Genomic DNA, 16,830 nt, shown 5'->3' with positions numbered 1-16,830 from the left:
GCCTGCGAAAGTGGCAGGAAATGGTTGAGGTGAGCGAGGCGAACGTCGGGCCGCCCTGCTCGCGCAAGGGCCCGGCCAGCGAAGCGGCCGGGCCTTTTACGCTCAGTGGTGCTCGCGCGTGGCGCGGAACTTGACGTCAGGCCAGCGCTCTTCCATCAGCGACAGGTTGACCCGGGTGGGCGCCAAGTAGGTCAGGTGCCCGCCACCATCGATGGCCAGGTTCTCCATGGCCTTGTTCTGGAATTCCTCCAGCTTCTTCTTGTCGTCGCAGGCGATCCAGCGCGCCGACCACACGGTGATGGGCTCGTAAGCACACTCGACCTTGTATTCTTCCTTCAGGCGGCTGGCAACCACGTCGAACTGCAGCACACCGACCGCACCGAGGATGATGTCGTTGCTGCGCTCGGGGAAGAACACCTGGGTAGCACCTTCTTCGGCCAGTTGCTGCAGGCCCTGACGCAACTGCTTCGATTTCAGCGGGTCTTTCAGGCGCACGCGGCGGAACAGTTCCGGGGCGAAGTGCGGGATGCCGGTAAAGCCCAGCGCCTCGCCTTCGGTGAAGGTGTCACCGATCTGGATGGTGCCGTGGTTGTGCAAACCGATGATGTCGCCGGCGTAGGCTTCTTCGAGCTGCTCACGCTCGGACGAGAAGAAGGTCAGCGCATCGCCGATGCGAAGGTCCTTGTTCAGCCGCACGTGGCGCATTTTCATGCCCTTTTCGTACTTGCCCGAGCAGATGCGCATGAAGGCGATACGGTCCCGGTGTTTCGGGTCCATGTTCGCCTGGATCTTGAACACGAAGCCGGTGAATTTCTCTTCCACGGGCTCGACGGTACGCTCGTGGGCAACACGGCCCAGCGGGCGCGGAGCCCAGTCGACGACGGCATCGAGCACGTGGTCGACACCGAAGTTGCCCAGTGCGGTACCGAAGAACACAGGGGTCAGTTGACCGTTGATGAATTCGTCCTGGTCGAACTCGTGGCAAGCGCCCTGCACCAGCTCCAGCTGCTCGACGAACGCGTCGTACTGGTCGCCCAGGTGGGCGCGGGCTTCGTCCGAGTCCAGATTGCGAATGATCTTGGCTTCGGTGCGCTCGTGGCCGTGGCCGGGCGTGTAGACGATGATGTAGTCACCGGTCAGGTGGTACACGCCCTTGAAGTCACGGTAACACCCGATAGGCCAGGTAATCGGTGCGGCCTTGATCTTCAGAACGGCTTCGATTTCGTCGAGCAGTTCGATCGGGTCGCGAATGTCGCGGTCGAGCTTGTTGATGAAGCTGACGATGGGCGTGTCGCGCAGGCGGCATACGTCCATCAGGGCAATGGTACGCGGCTCTACACCTTTACCGCCGTCGAGCACCATCAGCGCCGAGTCCACCGCGGTGAGGGTGCGATAGGTGTCTTCGGAGAAGTCTTCGTGCCCGGGGGTGTCGAGCAGGTTGATCATGTGCTCTCGGTACGGGAACTGCATCACCGAAGTGGTGATGGAGATGCCGCGCTGCTTCTCCATTTCCATCCAGTCGGAGGTGGCGTGGCGGTCGGACTTGCGCGACTTCACGGTGCCGGCGACGGAGATGGCCTTGCCCATCAGCAACAGCTTCTCGGTGATGGTGGTCTTACCGGCGTCGGGGTGGGAAATGATTGCGAAAGTGCGGCGCTTCGCGACTTCGGCGGCCTGGTTGGTCATGGGAAATCGCCTGACTGGGGGATTTGAAAGGGGCGATATCATACCTGAACTCTGGCGTCAGGCCAAAACCTGCCGCCACGCGCTGGCCCGCCTCAATGATCGTCCATGAGCTCCTGGCCGACATGCAGAATGTCCAGTTCCAGGTCCATGGGCTGTCCATCCTCATTGACCACATAGGCAAACCAGTGACCTGCCACCGTTTCCTTGCGATAGGCCTGAAGCGGTATGTTCGAGCGGGTATGGATACGGCCACGAATCGTCTGCCCTGGTTCGACGATGGATGTCATGCTCCGCCACTCGCCACCCTCGTCCATCTGCATGAACTTCCACAATGTTTGCTCGCCGGGAGGTGCGGCATAGAGGCCGGCGTAGCCATTGTTGCTGCAGTCGAGGTGGCAATTGGCAGACTGAAAGTCCCGCCCCGTCTTTCGGCTCCAAGACTGGATGTCGTAGTAAGGACGGCCAATCGCGGCGTCGAACAGGCAACGGAACATGAACATGTGTGGCGACTTTGTCACCAGAGAGGTGACGATCATCCAGTCATCGGCGGCGCGTGCGGCCTGTTGGCCGCGCTCGACCAATTTAGCGCAGTCCAGATACCCCGGCGCGTCCAGGGACAGACAACGTACCTGGGCGATGAACGATCGGTCATAACTGTAATTCAGCATGGCATGGGACCTGTGCAAGATTGAACAAAAACGACTTTTTTCCAGTTCGCTACAGCCCAGTATTGAAGAGGCCTATGAGCGTAATGAGCACCTGGAAACAATGACTTGCGAGCTGCGCAGGGCTGGCCAAATGCTTCCCCAGATGGGAACCTTGGTGCCTTAGGAGACGTCCATTGCCCTGAATTGCACCTCGACTCAGGGCTGGATTCATCAGCATCTTCGATGCCCGACGGGGCTCGACTCATTGCATGAACGCTCAGCTTCAACGGCATCATGCTGCTACTCGCGAACACACCACCGCTGCCCTCGAGGGCTGGCCAAGAAGAAGTGTGCTCGCCGACGACAAGAAGGAGTCCACCTGTGGCGACACGCTACGGAAAAGGGCTGTTGGGATGGGCCGCCGTGCTCGTCATCCTGGCCCTGCTGGTCCATTGGATCGGCCTCGACACGATCGCGCGCTACCGCGACGATCTGACATTCTACCTGCAAGCGCACCTGGTTCTGGTGCTGGCTTCGATGGCGGCGGCATTGGCCGTGGGCATCCCCGCCGGCATTGCCTTGAGTCGACCGCACAGGGTCGACAAAGCCGAGCGGTTCATGCAGTTCTTCAACATTGGCAACACCATCCCTCCCTTGGCCGTACTGGCCATCGCCCTGAGCGTGCTAGGCATCGGCGCAGGGCCTGCCATTTTCGCCCTGTTCCTCGCCTCCCTCCTGCCCATCGTGCGCAACACCTACGAAGGGCTGAAAAACGTTCCCGCCTCGCTCAAGGAAGCCGCTACCGGCATCGGCATGACGCCGCGCCAGCAGTTATGGCAGGTCGAGCTGCCCAACGCCGTGCCCATCATCGTCGGCGGCGTGCGTGTGGCGCTGGCACTGAACGTGGGCACCGCCCCGCTCGCCTTCCTGATCGGTGCCAACAGCCTGGGCAGCCTGATCTTCCCCGGCATCGCCCTGAACAACCAGCCCCAGCTTTTGCTGGGCGCCGCTTGCACGGCACTGCTGGCATTGCTGCTGGACGCACTGGTGACGTTCGCCAGCAAGCGCTGGCTGGAACGTGGCCTGGCCCAATAACCCGAGGAAAACCATGAAGAACGCAATCGCCTTGCTCCTGGGCGCGGTCCTGCTGTCGGCAGGTTTTGCCCAGGCGGCAGACAAACCGTTGATCCGTATCGGCGCCCGGGTATTCACCGAACAGACCGTGCTCGCCGAAATTACTGCCCAATACCTGCGCGCCCATGGCTTCGATGTGCGCGTCACTGGCGGCCTTGGCAGCAGCCTGGCACGTCAGGCGCAGGAAACCGGGCAGCTTGACCTGATGTGGGAATACACCGGGGTCTCGCTGGTGTCCTACAACCATGTCGAAGAACGCATGCCCAGCGCGGCGGCCACCTATGCCAGGGTCAAGGCTCTGGACGCCGAAAAGGGACTGGTCTGGCTCAAGCCTTCCAAGTTCAGCAACACCTATGCATTGGCTTTGCCTAGCGAAGTGGCCAAAGCCTACCCACAGGTCAACACCATCAGCCAGTTGAACCAGGTGTTGATGGACGAGCAGGCGCGCAAGCACGTGGTTGCGCTGGACACCGAGTTCGCCAACCGGCCCGACGGCCTGGATGGCCTGCAGGCGCGGTATGGCATGCAGCTGGGGCGCGCCAACATCCGCCAGATGGATGCAGGCCTGGTCTACACCGCGCTGCGCAATGCCCAGGTGTTCGCAGGCCTGGTGTACACCACCGATGGCCGGCTCAACGCGTTCAAGCTCAAGCTGCTCGAAGACGACAAGCACTACTTCCCGGATTACACGGCAGGCCCAGTGGTGCGCAAGGCCGTACTCGACGCTCACCCGCAGTTGGCCAGCCTGCTCGCGCCTCTGGCCGAGCAATTGGACGACGAGACCATGCGCCAGCTCAACGCCAAGGTCGATGTGCAGCATCAAAGCCCCTCCTCGGTCGCGGCCGACTTCCTGCGAGAACATCCCTTGAAGGAGGTGACGCCATGACATTGCTCGACACTTTCGCGCACCTGGACTGGGCCCTGGTGCTGCAGCTGACCTGGCAGCACATCATGTTGGTGGGCGTGGCCGTGGGCCTGGCCATCCTGATCGGGGTGCCGCTGGGCATCGTCATGACCCGCTTCCCGTTCCTGGCCGGGCCCGTGCAGGCCAGCGCCACGGTACTGCTGACCATCCCGTCGATCGCCCTGTTCGGGCTGCTGTTGCCGTTTTACTCCACGTTCGGCCAGGGCCTGGGCCCGCTGCCTGCCATCACAGCGGTGTTTCTCTATTCCCTGCTGCCGATCCTGCGCAACACCTACTTGGCGCTGACCAACGTCGAGCCCGGTATTCGCGAGGCTGCCCGGGGCATTGGCATGACCTTCGGCCAACGCCTGCGCATGGTCGAGTTGCCCATCGCGGTACCGGTGATTCTCGCCGGCGTGCGTACGGCCGTGGTGATGAACATCGGCGTAATGACCATCGCCGCCACCATCGGAGCCGGTGGCCTGGGCGTCCTCATCCTCACCTCCATCAGCCGCAGCGACATGTCGATGCTGCTGGTCGGCGCCGTGCTGGTCAGCCTGCTGGCGATCATCGCCGACCTGCTTCTGCAAACCCTGCAACGTGCCCTGACTCCAGAAGGAATGCGCTCATGATCGAACTGAAAAACCTCAGCAAGACCTTCAACGTCAACGGCAAGGACGTCAAGGCCGTGGACGCGGTCAGCCTCACGGTCAATGAAGGCGAAATCTGCGTGTTCCTGGGCCCGTCAGGGTGCGGCAAGAGCACCACCCTGAAGATGATCAACCGCCTGATCACACCCACCTCGGGGCAGGTGTTCATCAATGGCGAAGACACCAGCGGGCTGGACGAGGTCAGCCTGCGTCGTCACATCGGCTATGTGATCCAGCAGATCGGCCTGTTCCCGAACATGACCATCGAGGAGAACATCACCGTCGTCCCTCGCCTGCTCGGGTGGGACAAGCAGCGCTGCGCCGAGCGCGCCCGGGAGCTGATGCACATGATCAAGCTCGAACCCAAGCAGTACCTGCAGCGCTACCCCCGGGAACTCTCCGGGGGTCAGCAGCAGCGGATCGGGGTGATCCGCGCCTTGGCAGCCGACGCCCCGGTGCTGTTGATGGACGAACCGTTCGGCGCCGTGGACCCCATCAACCGGGAGATGATCCAGAACGAATTCTTCGAGATGCAGCGGGCCTTGAACAAGACCGTGATCATGGTCAGCCATGACATCGACGAGGCCATCAAGCTGGGCGACAAGATTGCCATCTTCCGTGCGGGCAAGCTGTTGCAGCTGGATCACCCGGACACCTTGCTGGCGCACCCGGCCGATGACTTCGTAAGCAACTTCGTCGGCCAGGACAGCACCCTGAAGCGGCTGCTGCTGGTACGTGCCGAAGATGCAGCTGACAATGCCCCGGCGGTGAGCCCGCAGACCCCAGTGCATGATGCGCTGGAGCTGCTGGATGAACATGATCGCCGCTACGTGGTGGTGACCGATGCCGCGAACAAGGCGCTTGGCTATGTGCGCCGACGCGACATGCACCGCCAGCAAGGCACGTGCGCCGACTTCCTACGGCCGTTCAACGCCACGGCGGCGCACGATGAGAACCTGCGTATCTTGTTGTCGCGCATGTACGAGTTCAACCGCGCCTGGCTCCCAGTACTGGACGCCGAGCAGGTGTTCCTGGGCGAGGTCACCCAGGAGTCGATTGCAGCCTACCTGAGTTCGGGCCGCTCGCGCGGAGCGAAATCCACCATCGTCTCGCCCGCCGAGATGGTGACGTCCTAAAAGCCTCTCATCGCAAAAAAAGACGTGACGAGGGCGGACGGAACAAAAAATTCACGGGCCGTTTTCTGAACGCCCGTACCAGGCTCGGGTGGCCATAAATATGAACACCCGAGCCTACCTTTCGCACCTCTCGATGAGCTCCAAAAGCACGTCGTGCCCATGCAGAGGGGCTTGGGTTTAAGCCCCCTGCTCAGGGCTATTCCACAATTCTTTACGTCTGAAGCGCACCGGGGAACATCAGCCGCTCACATGGGTCGTTTATCCCAGGCGTGGCAGCTCGATCATCGCCGATTCATCAGGGATTGCCTGTTGATTCTGCCGAGTTCACGCCCTAAAGTGCGCGCCGAACGTCCATGCTGGAAACGATCCATCCGGCTCAAGTACTGAGTAGGCGAACCAAAGTGGGGATACGGAGGACGTTCAGTTTGCAGCCACTTAAATTTTCAGTTTGCCCATGGAGTCCCTGAGCATGTCGATCCAGGTCGAAGACTATTTCGCACGCGACACCTTCCAGAAAATGAAGGCGTTTGCCGACAAACAGGAAACGCCGTTCGTACTCATCGATACCCAGATGATCAGCAAGGCTTATGACGACCTGCGCGCCGGGTTCGAATTCGCCAAGGTGTACTACGCCGTCAAGGCCAATCCAGCCGTCGAGATCATCGACCTGCTCAAGGACAAGGGCTCGAACTTCGACATCGCCTCCATCTACGAGCTGGACAAAGTGATGAACCAGGGTGTCAGCGCCGACCGCATCAGCTACGGCAACACCATCAAGAAATCCAAGGACATTCGCTACTTCTACGAGAAGGGCGTGCGCCTGTACGCCACCGACTCCGAGGCAGACCTGCGCAACATCGCCAAGGCCGCTCCAGGCTCGAAAGTGTACGTGCGTATCCTGACCGAAGGCTCCACCACCGCTGACTGGCCGCTGTCGCGCAAGTTCGGTTGCCAGACCGACATGGCCATGGACCTGTTGATCCTCGCCCGCGACCTGGGCCTGGTGCCCTATGGCATCTCCTTCCACGTGGGCTCGCAACAGCGCGACATCAGCGTGTGGGACGCCGCCATCGCCAAGGTGAAGGTGATCTTCGAACGGCTCAAGGAAGAAGACGGCATCGAACTGAAGCTGATCAACATGGGCGGCGGCTTCCCGGCCAACTACATTACCCGCACCAACAGCTTGGAAACCTATGCCGAAGAGATCATTCGCTTCCTCAAGGAAGACTTCGGTGACGACTTGCCGGAAATCATCCTGGAGCCGGGCCGTTCGCTGATTGCCAACGCCGGCATCCTGGTTAGCGAAGTGGTGTTGGTGGCACGCAAGTCGCGCACGGCCGTCGAGCGCTGGATCTACACCGACGTCGGCAAGTTCTCGGGCCTGATCGAAACCATGGACGAGTCCATCAAGTTCCCGATCTGGACCGAGAAAAAGGGCGAAACCGAGGAAGTGGTCATCGCCGGGCCTACCTGTGACAGCGCCGACATCATGTACGAGCACTACAAGTATGGTCTGCCGCTGAACCTGGCCATTGGCGATCGCCTGTACTGGCTGTCGACCGGTGCCTATACCACCAGCTACAGCGCGGTGGAGTTCAATGGGTTCCCGCCGCTCAAAGCCTTCTACCTGTAATCCATGACGGGGCCCAAAGGCCCCGTTTTCATGTCTGCGCAATAAAGCCGACCGCACGTTGGTCACCGGCGCTACACCTCCCGCCACTCACCTTGTGAATGTGAACGAATCTCAATTGCCGCGTACTGGAGCTTCCATTAACATCCGCCAGCGCGACGCAGGGTGCGGCGGCGATACAAGGTGATCGAAGGTGTTGAAGAAGACGCTGTTCCAGCTGCATTGGTTATTCGGCATCACGGCCGGGCTGGTTCTTGCAGTGATGGGTATCACCGGGGCGCTCTATTCGTTTCAGGACGAACTGCTGGGCGCGTTCAATGCCGATGTGCTGCGCGTGGAGGTACGCCCAGAGGGCGTGCTGCCGCCTGCTGAACTGGTGCGGCGGGTCGAGGCCCAGCAACACGACAAGGTCGCCATGCTGTGGGTCGACGTCCGTGAAGGCGAAGCCGCCAGGATCTTCTTCACACCTGCACCGGGCGAGCGGCGCGGCCCGTTGCGCTACGCAGACCCGTATACGGGCCAGTTGCTGGGCGAGGTGTCTGGGCAAGGCTTCTTCACCCTCATGCTCACGCTTCACCGCTTTCTGGCCATGGGCGACACGGGCAGGCAGATCACCGGTGCCTCGACGCTGCTGTTGGTGTTCTTCTGCCTGTCGGGCCTGTACCTGCGTTGGCCGCGCAATGCCACGAACTGGCGAACCTGGCTGACGCTGGATTGGGCCAAGAAAGGCCGCGCGTTCAACTGGGACCTGCACGCCGTGGCAGGCACTTGGTGCCTGCTCTTCTACCTGCTATTTGCCCTGACGGGCCTGTTCTGGTCCTACGAATGGTACCGCGAAGGCCTGAACCGGCTACTGGCCGATCCGCCGGTCGCTGGGCAGCCACAGGCGCAAAAAGCCCGGCGCCACGGGGCTGCGCCCATCGACCCAAACGCACCGGCGCTGAACGTCGACTACGACGCCCTCTGGGCCAGCCTGCGCAACGCCGCGGGTCCAGGCCTTGCCAGCTACAACCTGCGCCTGCCCCCAGTTGGCGGTCAACCTGCCAACGTGTTCTACCTGCTCGATGACGCCGACCACCCCAGGGCATTCGACACCTTGGTCCTGGACCCTGCCAATGGCAAGGTTAGCCGTCACGAACGCTACAGTGACAGGTCACTCAAGGCCCAATTGCTCCAGAGCGTGTACGCGCTGCATGTCGGCGAATACTTTGGCCTGGTTGGACGCATCGTTCTGACCTTGGCCAGCCTGGCCATGCCAATCTTCTTCGTCACGGGCTGGCTGCTCTACCTGGATCGACGACGCAAGAAACGTCAGGTTCGGGCTGCCCGCCGCCACGTGACCTGCGATGAGGTCAACAGCGAGAGCTGGCTGATCGGCTACGCCAGCCAGAGTGGTACGGCCGAGCAACTGGCCTGGCACAGCGCCGGGCAACTGCAAGCGGCGGGTTTGCCGGTGCAGGTCAGGGCATTGGGTACGTTGTGTGAAGACGATCTGCGTCAGGCACGCCGTGCGCTGTTCGTCGTCAGCACCTTCGGGGATGCAGACGCCCCTGACAGCGCGCGAGGCTTTGAGCGCAACGTGCTGGGTCAGCCTTTGTCCTTGCAGACGCTCAGCTATGCCCTGCTGGCGCTGGGTGATCGTCAATACCCACAGTTCTGCGGATTCGCCCGCAGGCTTCAGACGTGGTTGACCGACCGGGGTGCTCGCTGTGCGTTCAGCCCCATAGAGGTGGACAACGTCGATCAGGCAGCCCTTCAGCAGTGGCATCAGGCGCTGGCGCTTCTGACCGGCACCGCGCCGGTATCCGCTTGGCAAGCTCCCCGTTTTGCCAACTGGTCGCTGATACGCCGTGAACTGCTCAACCCTGGCAGCCAGGGCCATCCGGTCTACCTGCTTGGTCTGCAAGCGCAAGCGCCTGCCGTGTGGGAAGCTGGCGACCTGGTGGAGATTCTGCCGCTCAACGGTCGGCCGAGGGTCGATGCCTTCATCAAAAGCCTGGGGCTGGAGGCGGACACGCAGGTGCAGGTCGAAGGGGTGGTAGAAACGCTTGCCCAAGCACTTGCCGGCCGTCAGTTACCTGCCGTCGGTGAGCATCTGGTCGGGCTGCATGCCCAGGCGGTGGTGGACGCACTGGTGCCCCTCGGCAGCCGCGACTATTCCATCGCGTCAATTGCCAGTGATGGCGTGCTGGAGCTGATCGTGCGCCAGGAGCGCCATCAAAGCGGCGAGGTGGGCGTAGGCTCTGGTTGGCTGACGAAGTACCTGCCGCTCGACGGCACGCTGAGCCTGAGGCTAAGGCGCAACAGCGGCTTCCATGCGCCCCAGGGTAACGTGCCGATGATTCTGATCGGCAACGGCACGGGCCTGGCCGGCCTGCGCAGTCTGCTACGGGCTCGCGTCGCCGCAGGCGAGCGGCGTAACTGGTTGCTGTACGGCGAACGCAACCGTGCTCATGATTTTCTGTGTAGCCAGGAGCTGCAAGGGTTGCTCGCCGCTGGCGATCTGGCACGGCTGGACCTGGCGTTCTCTCGCGACCAGGCTGAAAAAATCTACGTGCAGGATGTGTTGTTGCAGCAGGCGGCATTGTTCAAACGCTGGATGGATGAAGGTGCCTGCGTATACGTCTGCGGCAGCCTGCAGGGCATGGCCGCGGGTGTCGATGCGGCACTCGCAGGCCTGCTTGGGGACGCTGCGGTGCAACGGCTGATCGAAGAGGGGCGCTACCGGCGGGATGTGTACTGACCGGCAGCCAGGCGGCTTTCTGGCATTGATCTTCCGGAACCTCGCCGCAATCAGTGCAGCTCGAAGGTATCGGCGTCCAAGTTGGCCGGGAACTTGGCTCTATAGGCAGCGAGATCCGAGGCACTCAATACCACAGTGAACACGCCATCTGCCTCTCCAGCGCTGAGCAAGCTCTCGCCCTGAAAATCCAGTACCTGGCTATCACCGCTGTACGCGAAACTCTTGCCGTCAGTGCCCACCCGGTTCACAGCCGCGACATAGCACAGGTTTTCGATCCCTCGCGCCGGAAGCAGACGGTTCCAGTGCAGGCGACGTGCTGCCGGCCAGTTGGCCGTGTACAACAGCAGGTCGGTGTCCGTGGCATCCCGGCTCCAGACTGGGAAGCGCAGGTCGTAGCAGATGAGCGGGCGAATACGCCATCCCTTGAGCTCGAACTGCACCTGACGCTCGCCCGGCGTGTAGTGCTCATGCTCACCAGCCATGCGGAACAGATGACGCTTGTCGTAGTGCAGGATCTCGCCATCTGGCCTTGCCCAGAGCAGGCGGTTACGGTGACTGCCATCGGCCGCCTGAATGATCACGCTGCCCGTGACCACGGCATTGCACTTTTTCGCCTGAGCCTTGAGCCATTTGTACGTCGGGCCATTCTCCGGCTCGGCGAGGCTCTTGGACTGCATGGAAAACCCGGTGGTGAACATTTCCGGCAAGATCACCAGGTCCACCTCGCCCACCTGCTCGAGCAGCACATCGAAATGGGCGAAGTTGGCTTCCCGGTCGTGCCAGGCAAGTGTGGTCTGCACCAGGGCCAGCCTGAGGTCAGGCAGCGTACTCAGATCGCGCATAGTTTCTCCGCCGCCTGACGCAGCGTCTCCTCTCGTTTGGCAAAGCACAGGCGCAGCAGTCGCTGACCGGGAACAGGTTGCTGGTAGAACACCGAGATCGGGATGGTGGCCACGCCATGCTCGCGGGTCAACCACGTCGCCATCTGCACGTCATCGAGGTCCGGTCGGATGTTCGAATAGTCAACCAACTGAAAGTAAGTGCCGGCTGTGGGGGTGAAGCTGAATCGCGAATCCTGCAACAAGCCGCAACACAGGTCGCGCTTGGCTTGATAGAAAGCCGGTAACGCATCGACATGTTCCGGATGCTCGGCCATGAAGTCAGCCAGGGCGTACTGCAACGGGGTCACGCCGCAAAAGTTGACGTATTGATGCACCTTGCGCAGTTCGCCGGTGAGGGCCGGCGGTGCGATGACATAGCCCGTCTTCCAACCGGTGACGTGGTACGTCTTGCCAAAGGAGCTGACCACGAACGCACGTCTGTAGAGCTGCTCGTGAGCCAGTACGCACGCATGCTTCACGTCGTCGTAGACCAGGTGTTCGTAGACTTCATCGCTGAGTACATAGATGTCTCGATCGGCGATCAGCTGGGCCAGCTGATCCAGATCCTTGCTGGAAAGCAAGGCACCGCTGGGGTTATGGGGCGAGTTGAGCACGACCAGACGTGTGCGTGGCGTAAGGGCGTCCGCGAGCTGCTGCCAATCGATGGAAAAATCGCCAGGGTCCAGTTGCAGATGCACGCACCGGCCACCGGCCAGCGCCACCGAGGGCGCGTAGCTGTCGTAGCAGGGGTCGAAGATGATGACCTCGTCCCCTGGCTGCACGACAGCCTGGATAGCGCAGAAGATCGCCTCCGTCGCGCCGGGCGTAATCGTCACTTCATGGTCGGGGTCCACCGTGACACCGTAGAGCCGCTTGACCTTGATGGTCACCTGCTGGCGTAAGGCTGCAAGGCCCGACATGGGCGCGTATTGATTGTGGCCTGCCATGACATGCCGGCCCACCGACTCGAGCAGGGCTTGGGGCCCGTTGAAATCCGGGAAGCCCTGCGAAAGGTTCAGCGCACCGGTCTGGGCGGCGAGCTCTGACATGGTGGTGAAGATGGTCGTGCCGACGTTCGGCAATTTGCTGGGGATCATGGCGCCCTTGCTCCTGGTGCAGCCGGCACGGAAAGAAAGCACGAGCATAGCGGATCGTTTCGTCGGGAAGAAGCCAGTCAAGGCGTGAGTCGCACGTCACAGGCTTTCTCGACGATTACTGTCGGGGCAAGGTCAACCTTCTGCTGGAGCGACGAACTCCAGTATGAAGGTCGCTGCGGGCGCCACGTCCTTGGTATGGTAGCGCAACCTGTCGCTTGGCTGGCTCTCCCAAACGGGTACCTTCTTCGTAGCATTGGGCGTGAGGCCGAACCAAGTCCAGCCTACGGGGACTTCTTTGTAGCCCACGAGCACACGATCGTGGGCTGAGACGTAGCGGGCATCGAGGGTTTGCAATTGAACCTGGTTAACATTGGGCTCGCCGTCAACGTTTCCAGCCAGGTGACTGATTTGCAGAGCAGGACCGGGTGTGCCCAGCTCTTCGCCCGACGCATGAAGCACGCGCCCACCACGTCCAGTGACCTGCTTGCCTGCTGACGTTCGAAACTCAAAAGCCACACCCCCCTCGAGCGATGGGTGGGCGAGCATTCCGATGTCGAAGCACTCGGGCGTATCCAGCGATCCTGCTACCTGCAGTTCATTCAAATGATTGACGATGATTGCATAACGCTCGCCGTCCTCAAGCAGATAGAGCTTGCCTTTGGTTTTTTTTAAGTAAATATCGTTCATGACGTTCCCTCCATTGATCTAACACATCATTCACACGTACGTGAATAGCCAACGCCCCCCGCGCGGGGAGCACGGACTGAGCGCCTTGTGCACCACACGCACACAAACTACCGGTGCAATGTGGAGAGCGGCATAGATCAATGTTTCCTCCCGAGCTTGGCTGCATGGCCGCACTCGCGAGGAAACAGGAACACAGGTGCGGCGCTAGAAATGCGCAGCACGGCGGGCGAGGACCTGTACAGACACTGTAACGGGTTCGGCAGGCGCCTATCGCTTATCGCGGCGTTTCTTCTCGGCTTTCTTGTGGTGCGACATCAAGCGACGTTTCTTGTTGACCTGACGGTCCGTGAGGGTGTTCTTCTTGCCCTCGTAGGGGTTTTCACCGCCTTTGTACTCGATGCGAATCGGCGTGCCGACCAGCTTGAGCACGCGACGGTAAGTGTTTTCCAGGTAACGCGAGTACGACTTGGGAATGCTGTCGGTTTGGTTGCCGTGGATCACGATCAGCGGCGGGTTGGCCCCGCCCAGGTGCGCATAACGCAGCTTGATGCGACGGCCATTGACCAGCGGCGGCTGGTGCTCGCTGACGGCGTCTTCGAGGATCTGCGTCAGGCGGCTGGTTGGCCAGCGGGTCACAGCTGAGGTGAACGCGGCCTGCACCGATTTGTACAGGTTGCCCACGCCCGTGCCGTGCAGGGCGGAAATGAAGTGGATATCGGCGAAATCGACGAAGAACAGCCGGCGCTCCAGCTCGGTCTTCACATAGGCACGCTCACCCGGCTCCATGCCATCCCACTTGTTCAGGGCGATGACGATGGCGCGGCCAGCTTCCAGAGCAAAGCCCAGCAAGTTCAGGTCGTGATCGACCACCCCTTCGCGAGCATCCATGACGAAGATCACCACGTTGGCGTCCTTGATCGCCTGCAGCGTCTTCACGACCGAGAACTTTTCGACTTCCTCGTGGATCTTGCCGCGCTTGCGCACACCGGCGGTGTCGATGAAGGTGTACTTGTCACCATCACGCTCGAAGGGAATGTAGATACTGTCGCGCGTCGTACCCGGCTCGTCGTAGACCACCACACGCTCTTCACCGAGCATGCGGTTGACCAGGGTCGACTTGCCGACGTTGGGGCGACCAATGATGGCAATCTTGATGCCATCCTTTTCGCTTGGGCCAGGGATGCGAACGGCCTCTTCGCCTTCGGCGACATCCTGGTCCAGGGCTTCTTCTTCGGCATCGCGCGGCAAGTGACCGAGTACGGCCTCCATCAACGCGTTGATGCCTCGACCCTGGGAGCCTGCCACCGGAATGGCATTGCCCATGCCCATTGGCGAGAACTCAGCGCGAGCGACGTCAGCGTCGATGTTGTCGATCTTGTTGGCGACCAGAATCGCCGCCTTGTTGCGCTTGCGCAGGTGCTCGGCAATCATCTGGTCTGCCGCTGTCATGCCCGCTCGGGCATCGACCAGGAACAGCACATAGTCGGCTTCTTCGATGGCCATGAGCGACTGCTCGGCCATTTTTTCGTCCATGCCCACTTCATCACCGGTGATGCCACCGGTGTCGATGAGGATGAAGGAGCGACCCTGCCAGCTGGCATCACCATACTGGCGATCACGGGTCAGGCCCGACAGGTCACCCACGATGGCATCGCGGGTCTTGGTCAGGCGGTTGAACATGGTGGATTTGCCGACGTTCGGACGGCCCACCAGGGCGATTACGGGAACCATTCGGCTCTCCACTCTTGAATTCTTGAAAATACAAAGGCCGCTGCAAGGCAGCGGCCGGAGTTCGGGCGGCGTATCCTACGCCGCAGCCTGAAGCCGCACGGCTTCAAGCATAGCTTCAGCGGATGGTCAGTGCCTCGAGCTTGCCGCTGTTGCCGAAGACATAGATGGTGTCACCCACCACCAATGGCCGTGCACGCAGGCCACTGCTGTCGACACGCTCACGGCCAACGAAGCGACCGTCGACTTGGCTGAGCAGGTGCAGGTAGCCTTCGAAGTCGCCTACTGCCACGTAGCTGCTGTACACCTCGGGGGCGGTCAGCTGGCGGCGGGCCATGGCATCGTTGGACCACAGGGCGCTGGAGGAACGCTCATCGACGCTTTCCACGGTACCCGAGGCTTCGCTCACGTAAACGTTGCCAAAGCCCTGGGCGACCCCGACGTAGCTGGAAGCATCACGCTGCCAGAGCACGCGGCCACTTTCCAGATCCAGGCCCGCAACGCGCCCCTGGTAGGTGCTGACGTACAGGGTACCACCCGAGAGCAGCAAGCCGCCGTCGATGTCGACGACACGCTCAAGCTCGGAACGGCCCTGGGGGATCGCCACACGGCTTTCCCATACAGGTACGCCATTGCTGATGTCGACTGCCACGACCTTACCGGTGGACAGGCCAGCAACCGCCAGGCGGTTAGTCACGATCGGCGCGCCGGTACCGCGCAGGGTCAGTACCGCCGGGGTGCTTTCATAAATCCAGCGACGATCACCGGTAGCAGCATCCAGGCCGATCAGGCGATCATCCTGGGTCTGCACCACTACCACATCACCGTTGTTGGCCGGGGGCGCCAGCACTTCGCTGGTCACCCGGGCGCGCCAGCGCTCCTCGCCGGTGCTCGAATCCAGGGCAATCACTTCACCCTTGAGGGTGCCGAGCATCACCAGACCGTAGCCTACGCCGACCGCGCCAGAAACCGGCAGGTCAAGGTCCTTGTTCCACACCACGTTGCCCGTGATGCGGTCCAGGGCATAGACATCGCCGGTGACGTCGGAGGCATAGATCCGGTCGTTCTCGATGGCCGGCACAAGGGTGTTGTAGGTTTCACCCTGACCGTCACCGATGGAGCGGCTCCACTGCTTCTTGAGCACCACTTCCTCGGTGAACTTGGTCAGTTCGGCAGGAGGCAATTCCTTCTTGCTGTTGCTGCTGCACCCTGCGGCCAATACCGCCAAGGTCAGCACTGCTGCTTGTTTCCAACCGATCACTTACGCGTCCCCTCTGGCCAGATCATCGAGCTTCAACTGCAAGCCACCCACTGCCGCCTCGTCGGACAACGCAGCCTTGGCCTTTTCGTAAGCACCGTGCGCGTCATCAGCGCGGCCCAGCTGTACCAGCAGGTCCCCTTTCAACTCCTCGCGACTGGCGAGGAAGGCTTTCTCGGCATCCCCGTCAAGCAACTTGAGGGCATCCTCGGCCTTGTTCTGGGCGGCCAGCACACGGGCCAGACGCTGGCGTGCGATCTCGCCAAGGGTGGCGTCTGCCGGCTTGTCCAGCACAGCCTTGAGTTCGCCAGCGGCATCGTCGAGCTTGCCGCTCTCGACCGCTACCTTGGCCACGAACAGGCTGCCGTACTGGGCATAGGCAGTGCCGCCGAACTCGCTCTTGAGCTTGCCGGCCAGTTCCGCAACCCGGGTGGCGTCCGGCTGACCCGTAGGCGTGAGGCTGGTTTCCAGTAGCGCCTGATACAACTGCGAGGCACCTTGCGACTGGTTGTTCTGGTACTTGTGCCAGGTGTTCCAGCCCAGCACTACCACGCCGGCGAGCAACGCACCGGTCAGCAGCGGCTTGCCGTTACGGTTCCACCAGTCCTTGACCCCTGCCAGGTCATCATCATCGGTACTCGACACCCCA

At 61.5% G+C, this 16,830-nt stretch carries 14 protein-coding genes; 6 read left to right on the top strand and 8 right to left on the bottom strand.

Features of this window, described 5'->3' with window-relative positions; genetic code table 11:
• Window positions 1-102: 102 nt before the first annotated feature.
• Together FH041_RS21765 and FH041_RS21760 are read right to left on the bottom strand one after the other, a co-directional pair.
• Window positions 103-1,686: a peptide chain release factor 3 gene (locus FH041_RS21765; RefSeq protein ID WP_028687037.1), complete on the bottom strand. Its 1,584-nt coding sequence runs from the start codon at window positions 1,684-1,686 to the stop codon at window positions 103-105.
• 92 nt (window positions 1,687-1,778) lie between these two features.
• Entirely contained in the window at window positions 1,779-2,354 is a 576-nt protein-coding gene (locus tag FH041_RS21760) for a hypothetical protein (RefSeq protein WP_140175059.1), read from the bottom strand.
• Window positions 2,355-2,714: 360 nt separating this feature from the next.
• Here FH041_RS21760 and FH041_RS21755 point away from each other — a divergent pair, with 360 nt between their 5' ends.
• From FH041_RS21755 to FH041_RS21730, 6 genes are all read left to right on the top strand, one after another.
• Window positions 2,715-3,428 carry an ABC transporter permease gene (locus FH041_RS21755; protein ID WP_027913703.1) on the top strand — a complete coding sequence of 238 codons (714 nt, stop codon included), beginning with the start codon at window positions 2,715-2,717 and terminating at the stop codon, window positions 3,426-3,428.
• A gap of 13 nt (window positions 3,429-3,441) precedes the next feature.
• Window positions 3,442-4,353 carry a glycine betaine ABC transporter substrate-binding protein gene (locus tag FH041_RS21750; protein WP_027913702.1) on the top strand — a complete coding sequence of 304 codons (912 nt, stop codon included), beginning with the start codon at window positions 3,442-3,444 and terminating at the stop codon, window positions 4,351-4,353.
• Window positions 4,350-5,003 (top strand): ABC transporter permease, encoded by a 654-nt coding sequence (locus FH041_RS21745; RefSeq protein WP_027913701.1) that lies wholly within the window; start codon window positions 4,350-4,352, stop codon window positions 5,001-5,003. The genes FH041_RS21750 and FH041_RS21745 overlap by 4 nt, the downstream gene beginning before the upstream one ends.
• Entirely contained in the window at window positions 5,000-6,157 is a 1,158-nt protein-coding gene (locus FH041_RS21740) for a betaine/proline/choline family ABC transporter ATP-binding protein (protein WP_027913700.1), read from the top strand. The genes FH041_RS21745 and FH041_RS21740 overlap by 4 nt, the downstream gene beginning before the upstream one ends.
• Window positions 6,158-6,626: 469 nt before the next feature.
• The gene (locus tag FH041_RS21735; RefSeq protein ID WP_023533340.1) at window positions 6,627-7,790 is read left to right on the top strand and encodes a type III PLP-dependent enzyme; all 1,164 of its coding nucleotides are present in this window, start codon (window positions 6,627-6,629) and stop codon (window positions 7,788-7,790) included.
• Between the two features lie 190 nt (window positions 7,791-7,980).
• Window positions 7,981-10,530, top strand: coding sequence for a sulfite reductase flavoprotein subunit alpha (locus FH041_RS21730; protein ID WP_140175057.1), 2,550 nt, complete (start codon window positions 7,981-7,983; stop codon window positions 10,528-10,530).
• Between the two features lie 50 nt (window positions 10,531-10,580).
• Here FH041_RS21730 and FH041_RS21725 read toward each other — a convergent pair whose 3' ends face one another.
• The 6 genes from FH041_RS21725 to FH041_RS21700 all read right to left on the bottom strand — a co-directional run bounded on the left by FH041_RS21725 (window position 10,581) and on the right by FH041_RS21700 (window position 16,826).
• Window positions 10,581-11,372: an amidohydrolase gene (locus tag FH041_RS21725; protein ID WP_027913698.1), complete on the bottom strand. Its 792-nt coding sequence runs from the start codon at window positions 11,370-11,372 to the stop codon at window positions 10,581-10,583.
• Complete coding sequence (locus tag FH041_RS21720; protein ID WP_027913697.1) at window positions 11,360-12,508, bottom strand: pyridoxal phosphate-dependent aminotransferase; 1,149 nt, start codon at window positions 12,506-12,508, stop codon at window positions 11,360-11,362. The genes FH041_RS21725 and FH041_RS21720 overlap by 13 nt, the downstream gene beginning before the upstream one ends.
• 132 nt (window positions 12,509-12,640) lie before the next feature.
• Entirely contained in the window at window positions 12,641-13,195 is a 555-nt protein-coding gene (locus FH041_RS21715; protein ID WP_027913696.1) for a hypothetical protein, read from the bottom strand.
• Between the two features lie 267 nt (window positions 13,196-13,462).
• Window positions 13,463-14,926, bottom strand: a complete 1,464-nt coding sequence (gene der, locus FH041_RS21710; protein WP_023533412.1) for a ribosome biogenesis GTPase Der — start codon at window positions 14,924-14,926, stop codon at window positions 13,463-13,465.
• Between the two features lie 115 nt (window positions 14,927-15,041).
• Complete coding sequence (gene bamB / locus FH041_RS21705) at window positions 15,042-16,184, bottom strand: outer membrane protein assembly factor BamB (RefSeq protein WP_027913695.1); 1,143 nt, start codon at window positions 16,182-16,184, stop codon at window positions 15,042-15,044.
• Complete coding sequence (locus FH041_RS21700) at window positions 16,185-16,826, bottom strand: tetratricopeptide repeat protein (protein ID WP_027913694.1); 642 nt, start codon at window positions 16,824-16,826, stop codon at window positions 16,185-16,187.
• Between the last annotated feature and the right edge of the window lie 4 nt (window positions 16,827-16,830).

The organism is Pseudomonas sp. SWI7, from assembly GCF_006351945.1.
In the GTDB taxonomy this organism is placed as follows: Bacteria; Pseudomonadota; Gammaproteobacteria; order Pseudomonadales; family Pseudomonadaceae; genus Aquipseudomonas; species Aquipseudomonas fulva.
The sequence above is the reverse complement of the archived record's forward strand: the minus strand, read 5'-3'. Positions and strand labels throughout refer to the sequence as shown.